The 18,036-nt window shown below is 54.4% G+C and carries 14 protein-coding genes; 10 read left to right on the forward strand and 4 right to left on the reverse strand.

The features are described 5' to 3' along the window. Positions 1–188: 188 nt before the first annotated feature. Together lsrK and lsrR are read right to left on the reverse strand one after the other, a co-directional pair. On the reverse strand, positions 189–1,781 hold the full coding sequence (gene lsrK / locus EC840_RS15350; protein WP_165929040.1) for an autoinducer-2 kinase: 1,593 nt from the start codon (positions 1,779–1,781) through the stop codon (positions 189–191). Between the two features lie 70 nt (positions 1,782–1,851). Beyond that, positions 1,852–2,826 carry a transcriptional regulator LsrR gene (lsrR, locus tag EC840_RS15355; RefSeq protein ID WP_112288400.1) on the reverse strand — a complete coding sequence of 325 codons (975 nt, stop codon included), beginning with the start codon at positions 2,824–2,826 and terminating at the stop codon, positions 1,852–1,854. 231 nt (positions 2,827–3,057) lie between these two features. Between lsrR and lsrA the strand changes: the two genes are divergently transcribed. Genes lsrA through lsrG form a run of 6 tightly spaced genes read left to right on the forward strand, consistent with a single transcriptional unit; the run spans position 3,058 to position 8,934 of the window. After that, entirely contained in the window at positions 3,058–4,620 is a 1,563-nt protein-coding gene (lsrA, locus tag EC840_RS15360; RefSeq protein WP_132965988.1) for an autoinducer 2 ABC transporter ATP-binding protein LsrA, read from the forward strand. Continuing rightward, entirely contained in the window at positions 4,614–5,690 is a 1,077-nt protein-coding gene (gene lsrC, locus EC840_RS15365; RefSeq protein WP_132965989.1) for an autoinducer 2 ABC transporter permease LsrC, read from the forward strand. The genes lsrA and lsrC overlap by 7 nt, the downstream gene beginning before the upstream one ends. Then, a complete protein-coding gene (gene lsrD / locus EC840_RS15370; RefSeq protein WP_276320322.1) occupies positions 5,687–6,715 on the forward strand; it encodes an autoinducer 2 ABC transporter permease LsrD in 1,029 nt (342 codons plus the stop codon). Before lsrC ends, lsrD begins: the two co-directional genes overlap by 4 nt. A 13-nt stretch (positions 6,716–6,728) precedes the next feature. Further along, positions 6,729–7,745 (forward strand): autoinducer 2 ABC transporter substrate-binding protein LsrB, encoded by a 1,017-nt coding sequence (gene lsrB / locus EC840_RS15375; RefSeq protein WP_112288396.1) that lies wholly within the window; start codon positions 6,729–6,731, stop codon positions 7,743–7,745. Positions 7,746–7,764: 19 nt separating this feature from the next. Further along, positions 7,765–8,640, forward strand: coding sequence for a 3-hydroxy-5-phosphonooxypentane-2,4-dione thiolase (gene lsrF, locus EC840_RS15380; RefSeq protein WP_132965991.1), 876 nt, complete (start codon positions 7,765–7,767; stop codon positions 8,638–8,640). A gap of 3 nt (positions 8,641–8,643) precedes the next feature. Continuing rightward, positions 8,644–8,934: a (4S)-4-hydroxy-5-phosphonooxypentane-2,3-dione isomerase gene (gene lsrG, locus EC840_RS15385; RefSeq protein ID WP_112288394.1), complete on the forward strand. Its 291-nt coding sequence runs from the start codon at positions 8,644–8,646 to the stop codon at positions 8,932–8,934. A 657-nt stretch (positions 8,935–9,591) separates the two neighbouring features. Here lsrG and xylB read toward each other — a convergent pair. Beyond that, the gene (gene xylB / locus EC840_RS15395; protein WP_132965993.1) at positions 9,592–11,043 is read right to left on the reverse strand and encodes a xylulokinase; all 1,452 of its coding nucleotides are present in this window, start codon (positions 11,041–11,043) and stop codon (positions 9,592–9,594) included. A 91-nt stretch (positions 11,044–11,134) separates the two neighbouring features. Further along, on the reverse strand, positions 11,135–12,454 hold the full coding sequence (gene xylA, locus EC840_RS15400) for a xylose isomerase (protein ID WP_129639859.1): 1,320 nt from the start codon (positions 12,452–12,454) through the stop codon (positions 11,135–11,137). Between the two features lie 382 nt (positions 12,455–12,836). Between xylA and xylF the strand changes: the two genes are divergently transcribed. From xylF to xylR, 4 genes are all read left to right on the forward strand, one after another. Beyond that, positions 12,837–13,829, forward strand: a complete 993-nt coding sequence (xylF, locus tag EC840_RS15405; protein WP_120161446.1) for a D-xylose ABC transporter substrate-binding protein — start codon at positions 12,837–12,839, stop codon at positions 13,827–13,829. Between the two features lie 65 nt (positions 13,830–13,894). Continuing rightward, entirely contained in the window at positions 13,895–15,436 is a 1,542-nt protein-coding gene (locus EC840_RS15410) for a xylose ABC transporter ATP-binding protein (protein ID WP_132965995.1), read from the forward strand. Further along, positions 15,429–16,628 carry a xylose ABC transporter permease XylH gene (gene xylH / locus EC840_RS15415; protein ID WP_132965997.1) on the forward strand — a complete coding sequence of 400 codons (1,200 nt, stop codon included), beginning with the start codon at positions 15,429–15,431 and terminating at the stop codon, positions 16,626–16,628. The genes EC840_RS15410 and xylH overlap by 8 nt, the downstream gene beginning before the upstream one ends. 178 nt (positions 16,629–16,806) lie before the next feature. Then, on the forward strand, positions 16,807–17,994 hold the full coding sequence (gene xylR / locus EC840_RS15420; protein WP_112289398.1) for a D-xylose utilization transcriptional activator XylR: 1,188 nt from the start codon (positions 16,807–16,809) through the stop codon (positions 17,992–17,994). The last annotated feature ends 42 nt before the right edge of the window (positions 17,995–18,036 follow it).

Below are 18,036 nucleotides of genomic sequence, written 5' to 3' on the forward strand. Positions count from 1 at the left end.
ACTGTAGTAACTGAAACATAGTGTCTAGCGATAGCGCGTAGTGAAAGAGCCGGAGATTCTTAAGAGGCGCGGCGATAGGCGCCTCTTAAGGCCAGTTTGGGTGGCAGCCCAAGGTGTTGACCTTAAAGCTAGTGTGGGCGGCGAGCCCACGACCTTGACCTCAGGCAGCCAGTTAGGGTGGCTAACCCTCACAATCCTGGTGCTTTCCACATCGACGTCGTCAGCTGCCTGTCCACCAGCCCAAGCTGATCCGCATACACTTCCTGCCAGTTGGCTTTCTGCACCAGATATTTTGCGTGATTCGCCACATCCGGCTGATATTCCCGTTCCCAGCGCACCAGCGCTTCACCGGTGTCGGCGAGCGACGAATACACACCTGCAGCGACACCCGCTGCAATCGCACAACCCAGCGCGGTTGCTTCTTTTACCACCGGCACATTCACCGGAACGCCGGTCACATCACTTAAAATCTGACACCACAATTTGCCCTTCGAACCGCCGCCTGAGAACACCAGCGATTTGGCCCGTACGCCCGAAAATGCAGCGATCATATCCAGATTGCAGGCCGAGACGATGGCGGCGTTCTCTTCCAGCGCACGGAACAGCACCGGTTTGTTGCACTTTTCAGGATCGATGGAAAGATTGATGAAAGACGGGGCGGCGTGATACCAGTTCTTGAAATGCATCGCATCCGAGAATACCGGCGTCACGCCCCAGGCACCGACGGGTACCCGCGCCGCCATGTCTTCCAGCAAACTGTAGGCATCCACGCCAAGACGATGCGCCATGGTTTTTTCTTCCGTACAAAAAGCATCGCGGAACCAGCGCATGGTCAGGCCGGTGAAGAAACTGATGGATTCAGCCTGCGCCATGCCGGGAATGACGTGCGGATTGACGCGGATATTCATCTCCGGATCGGTGACCGCTTGCGGCAGATTGACAATTTGCTGCCAGAATGTACCGCCGAGAACCGCCGTCTGACCGGGACGCACCAGCCCGAGGCCGAGCGTGCCCAGTTGCGCATCGCCACCGCCCATGCCGACGGGTGTTCCGGCTTTCAGGCCGCAGGCATCCGCAGCGCGGGCCGTCACATAGCCGAGGCGGGTACCGGTTTCTGCCACCGGCGAAAGCATATCGGCGCGAAGCCCCGCCATATCCAGCAGTTCAGGGCGCCAGTTGCGGGTGGCTAAATCCAGCATACCGGTGGTGCCGGCGTTGGACGGATCCACCGCCAGCTCGCCGCTGAGCATATACGCCAGCCAGTCGCTGATCATCGTGATGGTGGCTGCCTGCCGGTAAATGTCAGGCCGGTGATGCGCCAGCCACAGCAGACGCGGCATTGCGCTCAGCGCCAGCGTCTGGCCGGAGCATTCATAGACTTCGCGTTCAAATTCGAAATCGTGGATTTCTTTTAATTCGGAGACTTCACGGCTGGCGCGGGCATCGACGTTGGCACACGCCCAGACAGGCTCGCCGGATTTGTCGTACAGCACGATGCCCTCGCGCATAGAACAGGCGGCAACGGCACTGATAGCGGAAGCAGGGAGATGCGCTTCATGCAGCGCCTGGCGAATACACTGACAGGCAAGCTGCCAGTTTTTTTGCAGATCAAACTCCATCGAACCGGGGACATCCGGCACGGCGAGATGGATCCACTCTGCTTGTCCGGCGGCAATCTGCTCACCTTCAAGATTGAAAATTACCGCCCGGATACTGCCGGTACCGGCATCCAGCGCCATCAGATAGCTACGATCGTCGTCAGAGTTCAGGGTAGGGGTCATCGTGATGTTCTCTCGTGCCAGTTTATCGGGCACCGGTTACCTGACCGCCACACCCCTCACTCCCTGCGGGTCAGCCGAGCAGCGCCAGCATGGCTCTTGCTGTGCTCTCTTCAGTAACCAGTGCGTTTATTCGTTTGCCTTTCAGTGCGGCGACAATTGCTTCGGCCTTCTCGACTCCGCCCGCTACGCCTAATACCGTCGGAATGCTGGCCAGTTCGTCCGGTGCGACGGCAATCAGTTCGTCGTGGATCGCCATGTTTTCCGCCAGCTCACCATTGCGCTGCATAAAGAACCCGAGAATGTCGCCTACTGCGCCTTTACGGCCAAATAAAAGCTGTTCGCCTTCGCTGATATAACCGGAGCGCAAAATGGTCGCCTCCTGTTTCTGGTTCAGCGAACCGATGCCGACGACGGCGATATCCGCAGCGCAGGCCGCCAGCATCACGTCGTGAACATTGCGTTCCTGACGGAAAATGGTCGCCACGCTGGCTGATGACGCCCGCAACGGCGCAGGAATAATGCTCACGCCGCAGGCTGCATCAAGCTGCCCGATACCGGTCATATACGGACCGACTCCGCCGGAAAGCGTCACCATACGGATCTGCTGAGAGGCGATAAACCCGCTCAGATGCTGCAAGGTGCTCATGGCGGTTTCGCCAAATCCCACGGCCAGCAATTGCTCTGGTTTTAACATCGTCATCAGCATATGCGCCGCGCCGACGCCCAGTCGTGCGCTCAGCGAACCGTCGGCAAGCTGGGGCAGCACACGAACCTGCTGCAAACCAAAGCGCTCAAGCAGCGTGTTTTCCAGCGACAAACAGCCCTCAAAACGCGAGTTGATTTGTACGCGGATCACCCCGGATTGCCGGCCTTTTTCCAGCAGGCGCGACACTTTAAGCCGTGTCAGTCCGAGCCGTTCACCAATCTCATTCTGGGTCAGGCCGTCGTGGTAATAGAACCACGCGGTGCGCGCCAGCAGTTCCTCTTCACCCATGCTGAATTCCGGATGGTTAGTCAAATCGGAAAGCGTTGTTTTGTCATTCATAGTGAACACTTATCAAAATGTAGATCAATTGTTCGTTAACGAAATGTTGTTAACTGTGATGTATTTGGCAAATTTCAAATGATTACTGCCCGAATCATAACGCAGAGTATATGAGTTGAACAAACTGTGATCAGGGCAAAAGTTTTCCGCGTCACCACAGACTAACTTTATGAACATTGTTAAACAATAAATACATTTGTTCACTTAATGTATCTCACCCGAGGCCAGCGTATGCAGTCCAGCGAAAACTCATCAGCAGACGCACCATCCCCGGACCTGCTGTTGCAGGTCAGCGGTGTCAGTAAAAGCTTTTCCGGTGTTGCGGTGTTGAAAGATATCGATTTCAGCCTGCAATGCGGTGAGGTACATGCACTGCTGGGCGGGAATGGCGCGGGGAAATCGACGCTGATGAAAATCATCGCCGGTGTCGAGATTGCCGACCGGGGCGAAATGCGACTTGGTGGCGCGCCGCTGGTGGCGCTGACACCTGCCAAAGCACATCAGGCGGGTATCTATCTGGTGCCGCAGGAACCGATGCTGTTTCCGAGCCTCAGCGTGCGCGAAAACATTCTTTTCCGTCTTCCCGCACACCAGGCCAGCGAGAAAAAACTGCAACAGTCGCTGACTGAACTGGGCTGCAATCTGCCGCTCGGTTCACTGGCCGGAACGCTGGAAGTGGCGGATCAGCAACTGGTGGAAATTCTGCGCGGGCTGATGCGTGATGCGCGTTTGCTGATCCTCGATGAACCGACGGCTTCGCTGACTCCCGCGGAATCCGCCCGACTGTTTAAGCAGGTTCGACACCTGACGGCGCAGGGCGTCGGCGTGGTGTTCATCTCGCACAAATTGCCGGAAATCCGCGCCATTGCCGACCGGGTCAGCGTGATGCGCGACGGTAAAATTGCGCTCAGCGGCGCGCTTTCTGAGCTGGATAACGATGCGCTGATTGCGGCTATCACACCGCAAACGCAGGCCGCGGCGCTGCCCGCAGAACAAAAGCTGTGGCTGGATTTACCGGGAGCACGGCGTAATTCGTCGGGAAACCAGCCGGTCTTGCAGGTGCAAAATCTGACCGGTGAAGGGTTTATCAATATTTCATTCAGCGCCCGCGCCGGGGAAATCGTCGGGCTGGCAGGCGTTGTCGGCGCTGGGCGCACCGAACTGGCCGAAACCCTGTATGGCCTGCGGGATGCACAAAGCGGTCAGGTGCTTTTGTTGCAACAGGACATCAGCGGGTTTAGCACCTTACAACGTCTTAGAAAAGGGCTGGTGTATTTGCCGGAAGACCGGCAGGCGTCCGGCCTTTATCTGGATGCGCCATTGAGCTGGAACACCACATCGCTCACGTTCAACCGTCACAGCTGGTGGCTGAATATCAAACGTGAGGCGGCAGTGCTGGAGCGTTATCACCGTGCGCTGGGTATCAAATATCGCGACGGGTCGCAAACTGCCCGCACGCTTTCCGGCGGAAATCAGCAGAAATTGCTGATTGCGAAATGTCTGGAAGCCCAGCCCGCGGTGCTGATCGTCGATGAACCAACGCGCGGAGTTGATGTTTCTGCGCGAGCGGATATTTATCAGCTGCTGCGCAATGTCGTCGAACAGAACGTGGCGGTGATCCTGATTTCTTCTGATCTGGATGAAATTGAAGGGCTGGCCGACCGGGTCTTTGTCATGCATCAGGGCGAAATGAGTGGAGAGTTGCAGGGCAGCGACATCAACGTCAGCAACATTATGCACATCGCGTTTGGTAATCACGCCAAAACCCCCGCCACCGGAGGATCTTCATGCTGAAGCGGATACAAAACAACCGTGAACTGACCGCGCTGATGGCGATCATCGCCTTGTTTGCCTTACTCGGCGCGATGGACAGGCAGTCGTTCAGCTTTCAGACGCTGGGCATGATTTTCGGCAGCGCACAAATTCTGATGTTGCTGGCGATGGGCGCGACGGTGGTGATGCTCACCCGCAATATCGACGTGTCGGTCGGTTCCATTACCGGCCTCTGCGCCGTGACGCTGGGGGTTTTGCTCAACAGTGGCATGAACCTGCCGCTGGCCTGTGTGGCAACTCTCGGCACCGGTTTGCTGGCGGGATTATTTAACGGCGTGCTGGTGGCCTGGCTGCGCATTCCGGCGATTGTCGCCACCCTCGGCACACTGGGTTTATACCGCGGGCTGATGTTGCTGATGACCGGCGGCAAATGGATTGAAGGCTTACCTGCAGGACTGAAATCGTTGTCCGAACCGGTGTTTCTCAGCGTTTCATCGCTGGGCTGGCTGGTGATGGTTTTACTGGTGGCGATGTTCTGGATGCTCAGCCGAACCGTATTTGGCCGCAGTTTTTACGCGGTGGGCGATAACTTACAAGGTGCGCGGCAACTGGGTGTCGCTGTGAACCGCGTACGCATTCTGGCGTTCGGCATCAACGGCATGATGGCGGCCATCGCCGGTATTGTCTTCGCCTCGCAAATCGGCTTTGTGCCTAATCAGACCGGTAGCGGACTGGAAATGAAAGCCATTGCCGCCTGCGTACTGGGTGGTATCAGCCTGCTCGGCGGCACCGGATCTATACTCGGCGCGGTGCTCGGCGCGTATTTCCTGACACAAATCGACAGTGTGCTGGTGCTGTTACGCCTTCCTGCCTGGTGGAACGATTTTATCGCCGGACTGGTGTTGCTGGCGGTGCTGGTATTCGACGGCAGGTTACGACAGGCGCTGGAGAAAAACCTGCGGCGTCAGAAATATTCACGCTTCCTGACGGCCAGTCCGCCGCTTCAGAAGAAACCTGCTGAACGTAAATCTCAGCCATCAAAAAATACCAGCCGTCGGTTAAGTACCAGCAAAAAAAGCGGGGTGATGTGATGAATAAACTCCAACAATATGGCTGGGAAATCGCGCTGCTGGCGTTACTGGTCATCGAAATCTTACTGTTCGGTTTCGCCAATCCGCGCATGCTGGATGCGAATACGCTGCTGTTCAGCACCAGCGATTTCATCACCATCGGAATTGTGGCATTGCCGCTGACCCTGGTGATTGTCAGCGGCGGCATCGACATTTCCTTCGGTTCAACCATCGGCCTGTGCGCCATCGCGCTCGGCGTACTTTGTCAGGCTGGCGTGCCGCTGGCACTGGCGATCATCATGACGCTGGCGCTCGGCGCGGCCTGTGGTTTGCTGAATGCGGCTCTTATTCTTTATACCGGGGTTAACCCGCTGGTCATCACGCTTGGCACGCTTTATCTGTTCGGCGGCAGCGCCTTACTGCTTTCCGGGCTGGCGGGTGCGACGGGTTTCGAGGGTATCGGTAATTTCCCTGATGCGTTCACCAACTTTGCTAATCAGGTGGTGATGGGGCTGCCGATGCCGCTGGTGATCTTCCTGCTGGCGACGCTGTTTTTCTGGCTGCTGATGCACCGCAGTCGCACCGGTCGCAATGTCTTCCTCATCGGACAGAATGCCCGCGTGGCGCGCTATGGCGCATTGCCGGTCAGCCGCACGGTGTTTGCCCTTTACGGGATGACCGGCCTGGCCTCTGCGGTTGCCGCCATCCTGATGACGTCTTATTTCGGCTCAGCCCGTTCTGATCTCGGCAACGCTTTGCTGATGCCCGCTATCACGGCGGTCGTGCTTGGCGGCGCCAATATCTACGGCGGTTCAGGTTCCATTCTCGGCACGGCGCTGGCGACGCTGCTGATCGGGTATCTCCAGCAGGGCTTGCAGATGGTCGGCGTCTCCAGTCAGGTTTCCAGTGCGCTGTCCGGCGCGCTATTGATCCTGGTAGTCATCGGTCGTTCTGCCAGCCTCAACCGTGGTCTTATCCGCAGTGTTTTCCAGCGTTATCGCCAGCGCTGGTCTGCGCCTTCTCCTTCCTTGACGTCTTCTAAATAAGCCGGGGTTAATGATGAAAGCCAACACAATGAAAACCTTACTGATTGCCAGCGCCGTAAGCCTCGCCTGCGTGAGTGCGCAGGCGGCAGAACGTATCGCGTTTATCCCAAAACTGGTGGGCGTCGGCTATTTCACCAGCGGCGGCAATGGCGCGACGGCGGCGGGGAAAGAACTGGGTGTGGACGTCACGTATGACGGCCCGACCGAACCGAGTGTTTCCGGTCAGGTCCAAATGATCAACAACTTCGTCAATCAGGGATACAACGCGATCGTAGTCGCGGCGGTATCACCGGATGGCCTGTGTCCGGCACTTAAACGCGCTATGCAACGCGGCGTGAAAGTGCTGACCTGGGATTCTGACACCAAACCAGAATGTCGCTCGATTTACATCAATCAGGGCACACCGCAACAGCTCGGCTCGATGCTGGTGGACATGACGTCCAGCCAGGTGAAGAAAGAAAAAGCCAAAGTGGCGTTTTTCTACTCCAGCCCGACGGTGACCGACCAGAACCAGTGGGTAAAAGAGGCGAAAGCCAAAATTGCCAAAGAGCATCCGGGCTGGGAAATCGTGACCACGCAATACGGCTATAACGACGCCACCAAATCACTGCAAACCGCCGAAGGGATTTTGAAATCCTACGGTGATCTCGACGCGATTATTGCACCAGACGCCAATGCATTACCGGCGGCCGCACAGGCGGCGGAAAACCTCAAACGTACCAATGTGACCATTGTCGGCTTCAGTACGCCAAACGTCATGCGCCCGTATGTTGAGCGCGGGACGGTGAAACAGTTCGGCCTGTGGGACGTGGTCAGTCAGGGCAAGATTTCGGTTTACGTCGCCGATCAGTTACTGAAAAAAGGCGAACTCAACGTAGGTGACAAACTGGATGTGCCAAACGTCGGATCGGTAGAAGTCGTGCCGAACAGCGTGCAGGGCTACCAGTATGAGGCCAAAGGCAACGGCATCGTCTTACTGCCGGAACGCGTGGTCTTCACCAAGGACAACATCGGCAAATATGACTTCTGACGATTAAGGAGAAATAAACATGGCAGATCTGGACGATATCAGAGACGGCAAGAACTTCGGCATCGGCACGCCGCAGGATAATCATGCGTTTTTCCTCAAAGGCAGCGGTCAGATGGACTGGGGAATGCAGTCGCGGCTGGCGCGTATTTTCAATCCGGAGTCCGGGCGTACAGTGATGCTGGCGTTCGACCACGGCTATTTTCAGGGCCCGACCACTGGCCTTGAGCGTATCGATATCAATATTGCACCGCTGTTTGCGCATACCGATGTACTGATGTGTACCCGTGGCGTGCTGCGCAGTGTGGTTCCGGCGGCGGTCAATAAGCCAGTGGTAATGCGCGCTTCCGGCGGTAACTCGATTCTGACTGAGCTTTCCAATGAAACCGTAGCCGTAGCGATAGAGGACGCGCTGCGCCTGAACGTCGCAGCAATGGCGGCGCAGGTGTATATCGGCAGTGAATATGAGCATCAGTCGATTAAAAATATCATTCAGTTAGTCGATCAGGGGATGCGCTACGGCATGCCGACCATGGCGGTGACCGGCGTCGGCAAAGACATGGCGCGTGATCAGCGTTACTTCTCGCTGGCAACCCGTATTGCGGCTGAAATGGGCGCGAACATTATTAAAACCTATTACGTCGATGAAGGTTTCGAACGCGTCGCGACGGGCTGTCCTGTGCCGATTGTAATTGCAGGCGGTAAAAAACTGCCAGAACGCGAGGCGCTGGAAATGTGTTTCAAAGCTATAGACCAGGGCGCATCCGGTGTGGATATGGGGCGTAACATTTTCCAGTCAGAATCGCCAATCGCCATGCTGAAAGCCGTGAAAGCGGTGGTGCATGAAAACGCCAGCGTGGCGCACGCATACGAACTGTTCCTGAGTGAAAAGGGGTGAATCATGGAAGTGACACTGGTCGAAATTAATGTTCAGCCGGAAAAGGTGGATGAGTTTCTGGAAGTGTTTCACGCCAATCATTCAGGTGCGGTGAAAGAACCGGGAAACCTGAGGTTTGATGTGTTGCAGGACGAAAATGTACCGACGCGTTTCTTTATCTACGAAGCCTATCAGGATAATGATGCTGTGCTGGCGCACAAGAAAACCCCCCATTATCTGAAATGCGTTGAAGCGCTGGAGGGGATTATGTCGGAGCCGAGGAAGAAGACAACTTTCAAGGGGATTTACCCTTGACCTGTAATTTCTAACTGCAACTGCAACTGCAACTGCAACTGCAACTGCAACTGCAACTGCAACTGCAACTTCAAAACCGTGGGCGTCGGCCCACACCGACTTGGGGGGCGGCCTATCGCCGCCACCCCCCAAGACCCCCCGGGCTCTTTCACTGCGCGCTTCGCTCGCTGACTATGTTTCATCAGCCGCAGTGATAGCCGCAAAACCCCGCCGCTGCGCGGTTCCCTTCGTTCGGGTTACAACCCGCGTAAAAAGCCACGCGGTTTTCCACCTCTCCCTCCGGCGGTATTTTGGAACCGGCCTCAGGCTTCTACTTCGCAACCTTACTGATTTTGATATGAAAAGCGGATTGGTTTTGACTTTAAGATCGCGCGGGCGATTCAGAAATCTTGCTGAGCGGAGCGGCCTGGAGACCAGAGGCTCCAGGACCGAGAGAAGGCACCGCAACGCGGCAAGATTTCCAGCCTGTCGCTGCGATACCTGAAACATAGCCAGCGCGCGGATCACGTGTTTGAAAAAGCGAGGGGAGTTCAGAGGGGAAAAGCCTTTCCCCTCTGGTCGGTTTCGGCACTGTGCGTCAGGTGACCGCAGCACTTGAGAAACCGAAATCTTCTCGAGCAGGTCTTCATTGACATTGCCCTGATGGCCAATCCGCCATTACATCAACCCTTCAAGCCTCACATATAACTCCCTGAAGACTTTCCTCCGCTCCGCATATGCCGTGTGCTTAACACTGTCTGGTTCATGCACTTGCTCAAGTGCCAGCTCCGGCAGGAACTGTTCCAGCGGTTTACCCGCATTCATCGCAATTTGCGCCAGACGCGCTGCGCCCAATGCCGGACCGACATCGCCGCCGGTGCGGTATTCCAGCGTCTTACCGCTGATATCCGCCAGCATTTGCCGCCAGTAAGGGCTTCGGGCACCGCCGCCAATCAGCGTGATGCTGTGCGGTTTCAGACCGGTTGCGTGCAACACGTCCATTCCGTCTGCCAGGGCGAATCCCACACCTTCGAGCACCGCGCGGGCAATATCGGCAGGGCCGTGCTGATGGGTCAGGCCAAACAACGTTCCCCTGGCATTCGGATTATTGTGCGGCGTGCGTTCACCGGACAGATACGGCAGGAACCAGACCGGAGAGTCCGCCGGTTGAGTTTTCTGAGCCAGATTGATCAGTTCACCCACTGAAGCGGTGCCGGTCAGATTCGCGGCCCAGTCCAGACAGGATGCGGCACTGAGCATAACCGACATCAGATGCCAGGTGTCCGGCAGCGCGTGGCAGAAACTGTGTACCGCCTGTTGCGGATTACTCAGAAATCCGTCGCTGACTGCGAAATACACGCCGGACGTGCCAAGAGAAAGCATCGCCTGACCCGTTTTGTATAACCCGACACCCACCGCGCCAGCAGCATTATCGCCGCCACCGGCGATGACTGGCACACAATCCATTCCCCAGCGGGAGGCGAGTTCCGGCAGTAACTGACCGGTAATCTGATTGCCTTCGAAAAGCTCCGGCATGTGTTTACGCGTCAGGCCGGTTGCACTAAGCATTTTGTCGCTCCAGTCGCGTTTCGCTACGTCGAGCCACATCGTGCCTGCGGCGTCAGACATATCTGAAGCAAAAACGCCGGTCATCAGCCAGCGAAGATAATCTTTGGGCAGCAATACTTTGTCTATTTTCGCGAACAACTCGGGTTCGTTTTCGCGCAGCCAGAGCAGTTTGGGCGCCGTAAAGCCGGGCATCATCAGGTTGCCGGTTATCTGGCGGGAGTCCGGGAGTTCTGCTTCCAGTTTCCCGCACTGGCTAAAACTGCGGCCATCGTTCCATAAAATTGCCGGACGCAGAACCTGATGCTTTGCATCAAGAACCGTGGCGCCATGCATCTGACCCGTCAGGCCGACCGCTTTTACGCTTTGCAGGACATGTTGCTTAGATAATGCAGACACCGCGCGGTCTGTTGCAGTCCACCAGTCGGCAGGATTTTGCTCAGACCACAAAGGATGGGGACGGGAAAGGGTTAACGCCTCACTGTGGTTGGCGACCACCCGACCTTCTTCGCTAAGCAAAATGGCTTTGACGCCAGACGTGCCGAGATCTATTCCGAGATACATATTTTTCCCTTATCTGTTAACCCGTTTCCAGAAAGATTTACGCCCTGCGATACCGCACAAAGCGGGCAGGGCGTCAGCTTATTTTACAAGATTAACCAAACAGATAACGGTTAACCAGATTCTCCAGACGTTCCTGCTGGCCGCTCTGGTGCTGAGGTGCCAGCGCGTTTTGTTGCGCGTAGTTGCTCAGCGATTCCAGAGACATTTTGCCTTGCAGGATCTGCTGACCCAGTTCTGTATTCCAGCCTGCGTAACGCTGTGCAACGTGTTTATCCAGTTCACGGCTTTCAATCATACGTGCCGCCACTTTCAACGCCAGCGCCATGGTATCCATGCCACCAATATGGCCGTAGAACAGATCATATTTGTCGGTGCTCTGACGACGCACCTTAGAGTCGAAGTTCAGACCACCGGTGGTGAAACCGCCGGCTTTGATGATTTCATACATCACCAGCGCATTTTCTTCCACGCTGTTCGGGAACTGGTCAGTGTCCCAGCCGCACTGCGGGTCACCGCGGTTAGCATCGACGGAACCAAAGATCCCAAGGGCAATGGCGTTGGCAATTTCATGATGGAATGAGTGACCTGCCAGCGTCGCGTGGTTCGCCTCGATATTTACTTTGATCTCTTTTTCCAGACCAAACTGTTTAAGGAACCCGTAAACGGACGCCACGTCATAATCATACTGATGCTTGGTCGGTTCCTGCGGTTTTGGCTCAATCAGCAGGGTGCCCTGGAAACCAATTTTGTGTTTGTGCTCAACCACCATTTGCATGAAGCGACCCAGTTGTTCACGTTCCTGACGCAGGTCGGTATTGAGCAGCGTTTCATAACCTTCGCGGCCACCCCACAACACATAGTTTTCACCGCCGAGCTGTTTAGTGGCGTTCATCGCATGAACAACCTGCGTCGCTGCCCAGGTATAAATTTCAGGATTTGGATTGGTTGCCGCACCCGCGCCGTAACGTGGATTGGTAAAGCAGTTCGCGGTGCCCCACAGCAGTTTAACGCCGCTGGCTTCCTGTTTTTGCGCCAGAACATCGGTCATCACGGCAAAATTATTGATGTATTCTTTAATCGTCGCGCCTTCCGGCGAGACATCAACATCGTGGAAGCAGTAGTAAGGCACATTGAGTTTCTGGAAGAATTCGAACGCCACATCTGCTTTACGTTTCGCCAGCTCCAGCGCATCGCCGGGTTGTTGCCACGGACGATCAAATGCGCCCACGCCGAACATATCATTGCCGTTCCAGCAGAATGTGTGCCAGTAGCAGGCGGCGAAACGCAGATGCTCAGCCATCGTTTTGCCGAGGATGACTTCTTCAGGATTGTAATGACGGAATGCCAGCGGATTAGTGCTGTTAGCACCTTCGTAGCGGACGGCGTCAAGCTTGTCGAAATATGCGTGCATTGAAAACTCCTTGAAAACGGGCCCAGCGGGACTGGGTAGCTGAAGCTCTATCTTCGGAGGAGATGTTAAATCCCACAATTACGTTATTTCACACTCAATTTAATAGAATTATTAAGTGTGCGGTAGATCGCATAAATAAGCAGTTTTCTTCATGATTTTTATTAAACTTCCACGATGTCTCGATAATAAAAAGTCTTATCGTGCGCGTATTACAGGCAAACCATGATCCCCATCATAATTCCTGAAATAAACAAAAAATCGTAATGCAGTGATTAAAATCTGCAATTGCCGATTAATTACCCAGCGACAACAATCCTTGTGTCATTGCTGTACGAACTCTTCTGTATCTGCCTCTACTTATTCTTATAAAAGGTCTGACATGATGAAAATGAATAAAATAATTCTTTCTGCCTGTGCCGCATTAGTGCTTTTCAGCCAGTCAGGGTTGGCGAAAGAAATTAAAATTGGTATGGCTATTGATGACTTACGTTTAGAACGCTGGCAAAAAGACCGTGATATTTTTGTGGCTAAAGCCAAAACGCTCGGTGCCGATGTTTTTGTTCAGTCTGCGAATGGTAATGAAGAAACCCAAATGGCGCAGATTGAAAATATGATCAACCGTGGCGTCGATGTGCTGGTGATCATTCCTTATAACGGACAAGTGCTGAGTAATGTTATTGCCGAAGCCAAACAGGAAGGCATAAAAGTGCTGGCGTATGACCGCATGATTAACAACGCCGACATTGATTTTTATATCTCTTTTGATAATGAAAAGGTGGGTGAACTTCAGGCACAAAGTCTGGTTGAACGCGTACCCCAAGGCAATTATTTCCTGATGGGTGGCTCGCCGGTGGATAACAACGCCAAGCTTTTCCGCGCCGGTCAGATGAAAGTGCTCAATCCGTTAATCAAAGACGGCAAGATAAAAGTGGTGGGCGATCAATGGGCTGATGGCTGGTTGCCTGAAAATGCTCTGAAGATTATGGAAAACGCGCTGACCGCCAATAACAACAAAATCGATGCCGTCGTCGCCTCCAACGATGCGACCGCCGGTGGCGCCGTGCAGGCGTTATCTGCACAGGGTCTGGCGGGTAAAGTCGCGATCTCCGGTCAGGATGCTGATCTTGCGGCGATCAAACGTATCGAAGCGGGTACGCAGACCATGACGGTTTACAAACCAATCACCAAACTGGCCAATGATGCTGCCGAAATTGCCGTGCAGTTAGGCAAAGGTGAAACGCCAAAATCTAATGCGACATTAAATAACGGTAAAAAAGAAGTGCCTTCGTATTTATTAACACCGATTCAGGTGGATAAAAATAATATTGATAGCACCGTGGTGGCTGACGGTTTCCATAAGAAATCAGATCTCTAATTTTTCAATATTTTTCTACGAAAACAACACTTCTTTTTGACGTGTTGTTTTTGCTGGAGGTAAACATGCCAGATCAATATGAAAAATTACCCCTGCTGGATATGCGAAATATCACCAAGAAATTTGGTGCGGTAAAAGCGGTTGATAATATTAGCCTGACGCTGGCCGCAGGCGAAGTGTTATCCCTGTGCGGCGAGAACGGGTCCGGAAAATCGACATTAATGAAAGTGTTGTGCGCAATTTATCCGCACGGAACTTTTGAGGGGGAAATTTATTTTTCAGGTGAACGACTTACTGCAAAAGGTATTCGTGATACCGAACAAAAAGGGATTGCGATAATTCATCAGGAGCTGGCGCTGGTAAAACAACTGAGCGTGCTGGAAAACATGTTTTTGGGCAATGAGTGGGGCAGCTTTGGCATGCTCGATACCGATAAAATGTATCTGCGCTGTCAGCGTATGCTGGCGCAGGTCAAACTCGATATCGATCCGCATACGCTGGTGGGCGAACTGGGATTAGGACAGCGGCAGCTGGTTGAAATTGCTAAAGCCCTCAACAAGCAGGTGCGTTTGCTGGTGCTTGACGAACCCACGGCGTCTCTCACTGAAAGTGAAACCGCGATTTTGCTCGATATTATCCGCGATTTGCGCCATCACGATATCGCCTGCATTTATATTTCTCACAAACTGAACGAAGTGAAAGCTATCTCCGACAAACTTTGCGTCATCCGTGATGGACGTCATATCGCCACCTGCAATGCGACCGGCACGTCGGAAAAAGACATCATCGCTATGATGGTGGGCCGCGAACTCACTGAGTTATTCCCCCCGCGTGAGCGGCAGATTGGTAATGAAATTTTGCGCATTGAAAACCTCACTGCGTGGCATCCGGTGAATCGCCACATAAAGCGGGTGGATAACGCCGGTTTTACACTGCGTCAGGGCGAAGTGCTGGGCGTCGCAGGGCTGGTCGGTGCAGGCAGAACAGAAATGATGGAGTGCCTTTTCGGTGTTTATCCGGGGCGCTGGTCAGGAGATGTGTGGCTGGAAGGCCATAAAGTGCAAATTACCGATTGCCGTGATGCCATGCGCCGTGGCCTGGCGATGGTGCCCGAAGACCGCAAACGCGACGGCATCGTGCCGGTGATGGCGGTGGGCAGCAATATCACGCTGGCAGCGCTGAGCCAGTTCAGCGGTGGCGGCGTTCTGCGTGAAGCGCAGGAACAGCACACCATCAGCGAATCGGTGAAACAACTAAAAATCAAAACATCTTCTCCCGAGCTGGCAATCGGAAGGCTCAGCGGCGGCAATCAACAAAAGGCCATTCTGGCGCGTTGTCTGCTGCTTAAACCAAAAATCTTAATTCTTGATGAACCTACGCGCGGAATCGATGTGGGTGCAAAACATGAAATCTACAAACTGATCGGCCAGCTCGCGGCACAGGGAATGGCAATCATCGTTATCTCATCAGAGTTACCCGAAGTGCTTGGACTGAGTGACCGCGTCGTGGTGATGCATCTCGGGCAGGTGAAAGCCTGCCTGGAAAATAACAATTTAAGTCAGGAGCAGGTCATGGAAGCCGCATTGAGGAGTGAAGCTTATGTCTAAATTTCCCCAGCCAGGGGCCCCTTCCGCCGCCGTCAACGAGAGCGGTTCAGAGGCCGTGCTATCGGTCAAAAAACTGAAAAGTATCAACCTGCAGGTTTTTGTCATGCTGGCGGCGATTGCGGTGATTATCGTGTTTTTCAGCGTGACCACCGACGGCGCGTATATCAGCGCGCGTAACGTTTCTAATTTGCTGCGCCAGACCGCCATTACCGGCATTCTGGCCGTCGGCATGGTGTTCGTGATTATTTCTGCGGAAATCGACCTGTCCGTCGGCTCGATGATGGGTTTACTCGGCGGCGTGGCGGCAATTTTTGACGTCTGGCTCGGCTGGCCGTTGCCACTGACCATCGTGGTGACGCTGGCGCTTGGATTGTTGCTTGGCGCATGGAACGGCTGGTGGGTGGCGTACCGCAAGGTGCCGTCATTTATCGTCACGCTGGCAGGGATGCTGGCGTTTCGCGGCATTCTGATTGGTATCACCAGCGGCACCACGGTGTCACCGACGACGCCTGCGATGTCGCTGATTGGTCAAAGCTACCTGCCGGATACCTTAGGTTTTGGTATCGGTGCAGTGGCGCTGGCGCTGTTTATCGGCTGGCAATGGCACCGGCGTAAACAGCGTGCAGCTCTCGGGTTGCCGGTGAGCGCGGCTAAAAACGATGTCACCCGTCAGGCACTGACGGCCATCATTGCGCTGGGTGCGATATATCTGCTCAACGACTATCGCGGGGTGCCGACGCCGGTGCTGATTCTGGTCGCTCTGATGCTGGGCGGCATGTTTATGGCGTCCCGCACCTCATTTGGTCGTCGTATTTATGCCATTGGTGGCAACATCGAAGCGGCGCGGTTATCCGGCGTGAACGTTGAGCGCAGCAAGCTGGCGGTATTTGCGATAAACGGACTGATGGTCGCTATCGCCGGTCTGATCCTCAGTTCACGTTTGGGCGCGGGTTCGCCATCGGCGGGTAATATTGCCGAACTGGATGCCATTGCCGCCTGCGTTATTGGCGGAACCAGCCTGGCGGGCGGGGTGGGGAGTGTTGCGGGTGCCGTAATGGGCGCTTTCATCATGGCATCGCTGGATAACGGCATGAGTATGCTGGACGTGCCAACGTTCTGGCAGTACATCGTCAAAGGCGCGATCCTGCTGCTGGCGGTCTGGATGGATTCGGCCACCAAGAGACGCGCATAAATCCACCGCTGTGGCGGTGATTATACGAGGCAATGCAGGAAAACCTGAGGAACCTCACATAATCACTATGCCAAATCAACCTAAGCCATTGCGCTGTGCTATTGACCAACGCAATCAGCCTCATTCAGTTAGCGCAATGAATGAGGCTTAGTCTATTAGAAACCGGTGAGAGACAGGCATGTTTGAGAAACGTTATCGGATCACTCTGTTATTTAACGCTAACAAAGTCTACGACCGTCAGGTAGTAGAAGGTGTGGGTGAATATTTACAGGCCTCACAAAGCGACTGGGATATCTTCATTGAAGAGGATTTCCGCTGCCGTATAGATAATATTAAAGACTGGCTCGGCGACGGTGTCATTGCCGATTTTGACGACAGGGAAATCGAGACGTTGCTTAAGGATCTCAACGTTCCCATCGTCGGCGTCGGAGGTTCTTATCATCAGGAAGACGATTATCCGCCAGTGCATTACATTGCCACCGACAACTACGCGCTGGTTGAAGCGGCCTTTATGCACCTCAAAGAGAAAGGTATCAACCGCTTCGCATTTTATGGTTTACCTGATGCGGGCGGGAAACGCTGGGCACAGGAGCGCGAGCATGCCTTCAAAAAACTGGTATCGGCCGAGCAATATCAGGGTGTGGTGTATCAGGGGATGGAAACCGCGCCGGAAAACTGGCAGCACGCGCAAAACCGGCTGGCCGACTGGATCCAGACCTTGCCGCAGCAAACCGGCATTATTGCCGTCACCGATGCCCGGGCACGGCATCTGTTGCAAGTCTGTGAGCATCTGAATATTCCGGTGCCGGAAAAGCTCAGTGTCATCGGCATTGATAACGAAGAACTGACGCGGTATTTGTCGCGTGTGGCGTTGTCTTCGGTGGTACAGGGGACGCGGCAGATGGGATACCGGGCGGCAAAACTCCTGCATCAGTTGCTGGATCAGCGCGATTTACCCTTACAGCGCATTCTGGTGCCACCGGTGAAAGTGGTTGAGCGCCGTTCAACTGATTTCCGTTCTTTGCGCGATCCGGCGGTTATCCAGGCCATGCACTATATCCGTTATCACGCCTGTAAAGGGATTAAGGTAGAGCAGGTTCTTGATGCCATCGGGATGTCGCGTTCGAACCTGGAAAAACGCTTTAAAGATGAAACCGGGCAAACAATCCACGGTGTGATCCACGAAGAGAAACTCGACCGGGCGCGCAATCTGCTGGCGGCGACGTCGATTTCAATTAATGAGATCTCGCAGATGTGCGGCTATCCGTCGCTGCAATATTTCTATTCGGTATTCAAAAAAGGCTACGAAATGACGCCGAAAGAATACCGGAGTATTCACGGCGAAAGTGTCTATCAGGACGTTTAGAAACCACATAAAAAAAGCCCCGTTGTGAGGGCAACGGGGCAA

Source organism: Rahnella sp. JUb53 (genome assembly GCF_004346065.1).
Lineage (GTDB): Bacteria > Pseudomonadota > Gammaproteobacteria > Enterobacterales > Enterobacteriaceae > Rahnella > Rahnella variigena.

What these genes read in the sequence shown, in the direction of transcription:
- lsrK (WP_165929040.1), bottom strand. Translation starts at nt 1,781, where the DNA reads ATGACCCCTACCCTGAACTCTGACGACGATCGTAGCTATCTGATGGCG.
- lsrR (WP_112288400.1), bottom strand. Translation starts at nt 2,826, where the DNA reads ATGAATGACAAAACAACGCTTTCCGATTTGACTAACCATCCGGAATTC.
- lsrA (WP_132965988.1), top strand. Translation starts at nt 3,058, where the DNA reads ATGCAGTCCAGCGAAAACTCATCAGCAGACGCACCATCCCCGGACCTG.
- lsrC (WP_132965989.1), top strand. Translation starts at nt 4,614, where the DNA reads ATGCTGAAGCGGATACAAAACAACCGTGAACTGACCGCGCTGATGGCG.
- lsrB (WP_112288396.1), top strand. Translation starts at nt 6,729, where the DNA reads ATGAAAGCCAACACAATGAAAACCTTACTGATTGCCAGCGCCGTAAGC.
- lsrF (WP_132965991.1), top strand. Translation starts at nt 7,765, where the DNA reads ATGGCAGATCTGGACGATATCAGAGACGGCAAGAACTTCGGCATCGGC.
- lsrG (WP_112288394.1), top strand. Translation starts at nt 8,644, where the DNA reads ATGGAAGTGACACTGGTCGAAATTAATGTTCAGCCGGAAAAGGTGGAT.
- xylB (WP_132965993.1), bottom strand. Translation starts at nt 11,043, where the DNA reads ATGTATCTCGGAATAGATCTCGGCACGTCTGGCGTCAAAGCCATTTTG.
- xylA (WP_129639859.1), bottom strand. Translation starts at nt 12,454, where the DNA reads ATGCACGCATATTTCGACAAGCTTGACGCCGTCCGCTACGAAGGTGCT.
- xylF (WP_120161446.1), top strand. Translation starts at nt 12,837, where the DNA reads ATGAAAATGAATAAAATAATTCTTTCTGCCTGTGCCGCATTAGTGCTT.
- EC840_RS15410 (WP_132965995.1), top strand. Translation starts at nt 13,895, where the DNA reads ATGCCAGATCAATATGAAAAATTACCCCTGCTGGATATGCGAAATATC.
- xylH (WP_132965997.1), top strand. Translation starts at nt 15,429, where the DNA reads ATGTCTAAATTTCCCCAGCCAGGGGCCCCTTCCGCCGCCGTCAACGAG.
- xylR (WP_112289398.1), top strand. Translation starts at nt 16,807, where the DNA reads ATGTTTGAGAAACGTTATCGGATCACTCTGTTATTTAACGCTAACAAA.